The sequence below is a fragment of the Limosilactobacillus avistercoris genome, assembly GCF_014836425.1.
Taxonomy (GTDB): Bacteria; Bacillota; Bacilli; order Lactobacillales; family Lactobacillaceae; genus Limosilactobacillus; species Limosilactobacillus agrestimuris.
The window spans coordinates 25,437-32,437 of sequence record NZ_JACSQW010000022.1 but is presented as its reverse complement, the minus strand read 5'-3'; the positions used below and the strand labels follow the sequence as shown (position 1 = coordinate 32,437).

Annotated in this window: 6 protein-coding genes; 4 read left to right on the top strand and 2 right to left on the bottom strand. The window is 40.6% G+C overall.

Annotated elements, in window-relative coordinates; all coding sequences use genetic code 11:
- Positions 1–313 precede the first annotated feature (313 nt).
- From H9564_RS07635 to H9564_RS07620, 4 genes are all read left to right on the top strand, one after another.
- Positions 314–1,531: an MFS transporter gene (locus H9564_RS07635; protein WP_191684905.1), complete on the top strand. Its 1,218-nt coding sequence runs from the start codon at positions 314–316 to the stop codon at positions 1,529–1,531.
- Between the two features lie 28 nt (positions 1,532–1,559).
- The gene (gene gtfA / locus H9564_RS07630) at positions 1,560–3,017 is read left to right on the top strand and encodes a sucrose phosphorylase (RefSeq protein ID WP_191684904.1); all 1,458 of its coding nucleotides are present in this window, start codon (positions 1,560–1,562) and stop codon (positions 3,015–3,017) included.
- A 193-nt stretch (positions 3,018–3,210) separates the two neighbouring features.
- Complete coding sequence (locus tag H9564_RS07625) at positions 3,211–4,098, top strand: 3-hydroxyacyl-CoA dehydrogenase (protein ID WP_191684903.1); 888 nt, start codon at positions 3,211–3,213, stop codon at positions 4,096–4,098.
- Between the two features lie 16 nt (positions 4,099–4,114).
- Complete coding sequence (locus H9564_RS07620; protein ID WP_191684902.1) at positions 4,115–5,005, top strand: 3-hydroxyacyl-CoA dehydrogenase; 891 nt, start codon at positions 4,115–4,117, stop codon at positions 5,003–5,005.
- A gap of 88 nt (positions 5,006–5,093) precedes the next feature.
- Here the strand turns inward: H9564_RS07620 and H9564_RS07615 are convergent, their stop codons facing one another.
- Entirely contained in the window at positions 5,094–6,038 is a 945-nt protein-coding gene (locus tag H9564_RS07615; protein WP_191684901.1) for a Dyp-type peroxidase, read from the bottom strand.
- An 87-nt stretch (positions 6,039–6,125) separates the two neighbouring features.
- The gene (locus H9564_RS07610; RefSeq protein ID WP_191684900.1) at positions 6,126–6,836 is read right to left on the bottom strand and encodes an alpha/beta hydrolase; all 711 of its coding nucleotides are present in this window, start codon (positions 6,834–6,836) and stop codon (positions 6,126–6,128) included.
- Between the last annotated feature and the right edge of the window lie 165 nt (positions 6,837–7,001).

Genomic DNA, 7,001 nt, shown 5'->3' with positions numbered 1-7,001 from the left:
ACTGGCGATCACCAATTGAGATCTTCTTGCTTAATCTACGTCACTAAATTTGTTCAAGTTATTTATTGCAATCTGCCGTTTAAAAAATATTTTTTACTTATTCACTTTTTCACTTTCATAACAAAAACTTCTGCTTTCGCATTCTCATAAGCTTTCATTTTCATTTTCATAATATACCAATTTAATAACAATGAAAATGATTACATTTTCTTTGATAAACGTTTGACATTCAAAAATTGCCATTGTATATTATTCACACAAGCTAAATGATAAGCGTTTATCAAAATTGAATATATGGAGAGTAAATTGAACTATGAATAACAAAAATTCAATGGTTACCAAACTCGCTTTCTTATCAGTTTCCTTCATGGTTACTAGTGCCTATGCCATTCAAGGTTCACTGCCTCAATTAAAGGCTGCATTAGGAATCAGTCAACCACAATCGGAGTACTTGGTTACTACTCCTTCATTTGCGGTAATGATTTTCGTTGTCCTTTCACCATTACTTCAACAATGGTTTAACATTTCTGACAAAAAGATCATCATGACTGGTGTTACCATCGTCGGGATTGCCGGGTTGGTTCCAATGTTTATTAGTAACTACATCATCATCTTGATTTCTCGCCTAATCTTGGGTGCCGGGTATGGGTTATATAACTCCCAAGCTATTTCCTTAATCTCAGTTTGGTACCAAGGTGAAACTCGGGCTCAAATGCTTGGTTGGCGGGCCGCTGCTGAACAAATTGGTCAAGCATGTACCCTTGCTGTTGCCGGTTTACTTCTTAACTATGCCGGTTGGCATGCATCATTCCTTGTTTACGCCTTTGCATTCGTTGCTCTCTTCTTCTTCGCAATGCGGGTTCCAGATGACAGTAAAGCCCAAGACGACAATATTGCCGAAGATGACTTAGCTGAAGAGTTAACAGATGAAAAGCCACAAGAAATCACAAAGATTAGCCCAGTTGTTTACCTTCTTGTTTTGTTTGCCTTTCTATTGGTTGTTGACTACGTGGGAATGGAAAACCGCTTCCCTGGTTTGTCTGTTGCCATCAATGGTGAACAATACACTGGCTCATCAATGTTCCTTTCACTGATGTTGATTGGGGCAACTCTTGGTGGAATTTGCTACGGACCAATTAATAAGCGTCTTGGCTTCGGAACTGTTTACCTTGGCCTCGGCTTAATGGCCCTTTCAAACTTCCTCTTTGGTTTTGCCGGTCATAACTTCGTATTAATGGTTATTGGATTACTCTTAATTGGGTTCCCACTTCAATTAGTTTCACCATTAATCTTCAACTTACTTCCTGACTTGGCACCTGCCAACCGTCAACCATTAGTTACATCATTATGTTTGATTGGATTTAACTTTGGTTCATTCTTCTCACCAACTATTGGTCAATGGACAAACAATCTGCTTGGTCAACCATTAAGTGGTCTTGGTCTTGCAGCTCCATTCCCGGTTTATGGTGTTGTCTTGATTCTAATCGGAATCATCATTTTCTTTGCAAGTCGTCACGCACAAAAAGCTTAATTAAAATTAACTAGGAGGATTTTTCACTATGCCTATTCAAAACAAAGCAATGTTAATTACTTATTCTGACTCAATGGCTAAGAACATTAAGGAAACTCATGAAGTCCTTAAGAACTACATCGGTGATGCTATCGGTGGTGTTCACTTACTTCCATTCTTCCCATCAACTGGTGACCGTGGTTTCGCACCATACCGTTATGATGTTGTTGATTCAGCATTTGGTAACTGGGATGATGTTGAAGCCTTAGGTGAAGACTACTACTTAATGTTTGACTTCATGATCAACCACATCTCCAAGAAGTCAGTAATGTACCAAGACTTTAAGAAGAACCATGATGATTCTAAGTACAACGATTTCTTCATTCGTTGGGAAAAGTTCTGGGAAGCTGCTGGTAAAGGTCATCCTACCCAAAAAGATATTGATATGATTTACAAGCGGAAGGACAAGGCCCCTGAACAAGAAATCGACTTCGATGATGGTACTAAGGAACACCTTTGGAACACATTCGGTGAAGAACAAATTGATATCAACGTTAAGAGTAAGGTTGCTCAAGAATTCTTCAAGCAAACCTTAACTGACATGGTTAAGCACGGTGCCGACTTAATCCGTTTGGATGCCTTTGCCTACGCTGTGAAGAAGGTTGACACTAATGACTTCTTCGTTGAACCAGAAATTTGGGACCTCTTAAATGAAGTTCGTGATATTCTTGCTCCATACAAGGCTGATATTTTGCCAGAAATCCACGAACACTACACTATTCCAGAAAAGATTTCTGACCATGGTTACTTCGTTTACGACTTTGCATTACCAATGACCACTCTTTACACTCTCTACTCCGGTAAAACTAACCGCCTTGCCAAGTGGTTGAAGATGTCACCAATGAAGCAATTCACTACCCTTGATACTCATGATGGTATCGGTGTTGTTGATGCTAAGGACATCTTAACTGATGATGAAATTGATTATGCTTCTAACGAATTATACAAGGTTGGTGCTAACGTTAAGCGGAAGTACTCAAGTGCTGAATACCACAACCTTGATATTTACCAAATCAACTCTACTTACTACTCAGCATTGGGTGACAATGATGATGCTTACCTTCTTTCCCGTGCTATCCAAGTCTTTGCACCTGGTATTCCAATGATCTACTACGTTGGTTTATTGGCTGGTTCAAACGACCTTGACTTACTTGAAAAGACTAAGGAAGGTCGGAACATCAACCGTCACTACTACACTAAGGAAGAAGTTGCCAAGGAAGTTCAACGTCCAGTTGTTGCTAACCTCTTGAAGCTTCTCTCATGGCGGAACAAGTTTGCTGCCTTTGACCTTGATGGTTCAATCGATGTTGAAACCCCAACTGAAACTACTATCAAGATTACTCGGAAGGACAAGGACGGCAAGAACGTTGCTGTCTTAGATGCAGATGCTGCTAACAAGACCTTTACTATCACTGCTAACGGTGAAGAAGTAATGAGCCAAAAGTAATTTAAAAAATAAGCCGAATAATAATCCCTTTCCAATTAACATCAATTAATATGTTCGGTGAAAATAATAAAAATGGTGAAAGCAATTGCTTTCGCCATTTTTTTATCACCAGTAAACAATGTTACTGAAAGCGCTTTTATGGTACGATAAACATGAAGTTGTATTGTTAGTTTTATTGTAGGAGGCTGATATAATGGCATTTCAAAACGTAACGGTTGCCGGGACAGGTGTTTTAGGAAGCCAAATTGCTTATCAAACGGCACTAAACGGTTTTAACGTAACTGCTTATGACCTCAATCCAGATGCTGCTCAGAAACGAGTTAATGCATTAAAGGAAAGCTACCAAAAAGACTTAGTCCTGAGCGAAGAAGAATTCAATGCTGGTCTTGATCGCCTTACTTTCACAAATGATCTTAGTGAAGCAGTTAAGGATGCGGATTACGTAATTGAAGCTTTACCAGAAAAGCTAGAAATCAAAGAAGATTTCTATAAACAACTCTCACAGTTAGCTCCAGCAAAGACCGTCTTTGCCAGCAATTCTTCAACTATGGTGCCAAGTCAACTAGTTAAGTTTGTTGACCGGCCGGCAAAGTTCCTCCACATGCACTTTGCTAATAAGATTTGGAAATGCAATGTCGCTGAAATCATGGGGACTAAGCAAACTGATCCGAAGGTTTTCCAAGAAGTTGTTGACTTTGCTCACGCAATTAAGATGGTACCAATTCCGATCCATAAAGAGCAGCCAGGATACGTCCTTAATGCACTCTTAATCCCATTTGTAATTAGTGCCATGGCCCTTTGGGTAAAAGGCGTTGCAGATCCTCACACCGTCGACAAGGATTGGATGATTTCTACTGGTTCACCCGTTGGCCCATTCATGATGCTTGATGATGTTGGCTTACGGACGGTTTGGAACATTGTCGATAACCTTTATAAGGCACGTCACCAAGAAGAGTTTAAGCTGATTGCCGATAAGCTAAAGGAAATGATTGACGCTGGTCACGAAGGACTGGAATCAGGTCAAGGATTCTACCACTACCCAAATCCAGAATTTGCTGATCCTGATTTTCTAAAGAAGTAGAAGGGAGCACGTCACTATGTCATTTAAAAATATTACTGTCGCCGGTGCCGGGGTCTTAGGTAGCCAGATTGCCTACCAGATTGCCCTCAGTGGTTTTAAGGTTACCGTCTATAATCACCATATTAATACCGCTGAAAGCCGAATTAACGCACTAAAGTCTGATTACCAGAGGGATTTAAACCTCAGCGATGAAGAATTTCAAGCTGGGTTAGACAATATCACTACAATTACCACTGACCTTAAAGAAGCGGTGAAGGCCGCAGACTATGTTATCGAAGCCCTTCCAGAGTCACTTGAACTGAAGGAAAAGTTCTATGCCGAACTCTCTAAGGTTGCTCCTGCAAAAACAGTCTTCGCTAGCAACTCCTCATCCTTTGTTCCTAGTCAATTAGTAAAATTTGTTGATCGACCAAGCAAGTTTCTGCACATGCACTTTGCTAATAAGATTTGGCGGTTTAACGTCGCTGAAATCATGGGAACCAACCAAACCGATCCTGCTGTCTACCAAGAAGTAGTTGAATTTGCTCGGGAAATTAAGATGGTTCCAATCGAACTCCATAAAGAACAACATGGTTATGTCCTTAATGCTGTTCTCATGCCCCTCCTTGCTTCTGCAATGCAATTATGGGCAAATGGCGTTTCTGATCCCCAAACAATTGATAAAGATTGGATGATTTCCACCCATTCACCAATGGGCCCATTCATGATCCTTGATATGGTCGGTTTACGGACCCCATATCAAATGGAATTAAACGCCTACCAGACTACCAAAGATGAGATCCACCAAGTCATTGCGCAAAAGTTAAAAGAAATGATTGATGCCGGACATGTTGGTCAAGAATCTGGTCAAGGGTTCTATCACTATCCAAACCCAAAATTTGAAGATCCTGATTTTCTGAAGAAATAAATTAATGTTTATAAAAAAGAGCTAACGAGCACTTCCCAAATAAATTGGTTTGGAAGCAAATCGTTAGCTTTTTTATTTGTCAAATAATTTAATTTAATTCACCGTCAGCTATCTTTTCAAGTAATGGCCGAGAAGGGATGAAGAATAGTTGGCCAGAAAGAATATCGGAGAATGAAAGAAGGTAATCATTCTTCTTTAGCATGTTCTCTAGCATCGTTTTGGTGACCTTCCAATAACGTGAGTAACCAATGAAGTAGGTTCCGGTATTGCCGGCAACTGGATCAGAGTAAGGAACGTTCATCCGGACGATCTTTTGTTCTACTCCGTTAATTTTTGCTTGTGAGGCAACGTTATGAGCGTTGGCAAACTTTTCGCCATCTTCAAGTTCAAGATCGCTAAACTTCTTTCGACCAACAGCACGTTCCTGATCCTCGGTTGTAAGTTGGTTCCAAATGTCCATGTGGTGACGCCACTTTTGAGCAAAGGCGTAAGAGCCATTTTCAAAGAATGGGTCTTCATCCCCAATGATGGCATAGTGGGCAGCATCTTCAACTTGAGGAGCTTCTGTCCCGTCAATGAAACCGATAATTGCTCGACCTTCAAAGTAACGGAAGCCCTTTGTTTCATCAACTACTGTGGTGAAGTCCTTCAGAAAAAGACGACACTGGCGAAGCAATTCATAAACAACAGCTTCGTCATTTGCCCGGATATGGAGGAAAATGTCACTTTTGGTTGCTGGCATCGTGTATTTTTCACCAGAAAGGGTCTGGTAAGGCTCAAGTTCTTTAGGCTTAGGAGCATTTGGGAAAAGATAATCCCACGCGTCACTACTAAATCCAAGTGCGGTCTTTAAATTACCTTTATTATCCCGGATCCTTAATGAGCGGATAATTGCTTGGTAGCGATCAACAAACTCTTGGATTGCCTCTTGTTCTTTTGCTTGATCTTTGCGGTTTAACTCAAGGACCGTAAATTGGACATGTTCACCGGCATCTTTCCAGACGTCTTGAGACTTGCTAGGATTCATTACCATTTAATTACTCCCTTTCTAAAGATATTATCTATCTCCAATATATTATACCATTCCAGTTTGGTCCCTAACCCACAGGAAATTAATAATTTAGCCAAGTCTCTTTAGCCAATCTAAAAATAGTGGGAACCAAAGCGCCATATGTTCATCCGTCCGGTTATTATTTACGATTCCCGTATACTCGTTTGCTAATGCTAGGCCGTGGTTTCCTGTACTAAATTCATGAAGTTCTACCGGAACATCATTCTCCCTTAATGCCTGGACGTAAGGGAGAATGTGTTCATCAAATGGGGTTAGTTCATCATTAAACGATCCCCAGATAAATGTTGCTGGCGTTGTCTTGTTAACTAACCGAGTAACATCTTCTGTAGTAACGCCCATCCGTTGATCGATTGTTGGCTTAGTTACCGGATAACCTAAACCTACAAACTTGGCCTTTGTGTGAGCGGTATTACCGTATGCAGCAGCTAGTTGGCCGCCAGCTGAAAAGCCAAGAACTCCCAAGCGGTTAACATCAACGTCTAATTCTTGCGCATGGGCAACAATATGATCAAATGCTTGGGCAACAGCAGACTTGGCCGCCTGGTAGTCCTTATGCTCAACCACCGGGTAACGAACGACAAAAGCCTGAAAAGCGTGACTAGCAAGGGTAATTGCTACCCGCTCGGAATCGCGCTCCATAATCTTGTTGTAACTGCCACCGGGGATGATGACAACTCCAGGAAGCGGTTCATCACTATTACTGTGGTAAACATCAAGGGAAGAATAAGATTGAAATAGTGAAACGTTTTGAATATCCATTAATATCGCTCCTTTTTTAGTAACACCCTTATTTTCTTGCTTTTTAAAAGCGTCTGCAAGGAAAATCATCTAAGTAATCGTTTACATTAATTTTTATTACCCAATCCTCTTGTTTATGCTCATGAATCTGCTAAAGTTATACAGGATTAAAGAGAGGGAATTTAT

Bases quoted from the DNA above. Each gene is read 5' to 3' on its own strand.
- H9564_RS07620 (WP_191684902.1), top strand. From the start codon at position 4,115: ATGTCATTTAAAAATATTACTGTCGCCGGTGCCGGGGTCTTAGGTAGC.
- H9564_RS07615 (WP_191684901.1), bottom strand. From the start codon at position 6,038: ATGGTAATGAATCCTAGCAAGTCTCAAGACGTCTGGAAAGATGCCGGT.
- H9564_RS07635 (WP_191684905.1), top strand. From the start codon at position 314: ATGAATAACAAAAATTCAATGGTTACCAAACTCGCTTTCTTATCAGTT.
- H9564_RS07610 (WP_191684900.1), bottom strand. From the start codon at position 6,836: ATGGATATTCAAAACGTTTCACTATTTCAATCTTATTCTTCCCTTGAT.
- H9564_RS07625 (WP_191684903.1), top strand. From the start codon at position 3,211: ATGGCATTTCAAAACGTAACGGTTGCCGGGACAGGTGTTTTAGGAAGC.
- gtfA (WP_191684904.1), top strand. From the start codon at position 1,560: ATGCCTATTCAAAACAAAGCAATGTTAATTACTTATTCTGACTCAATG.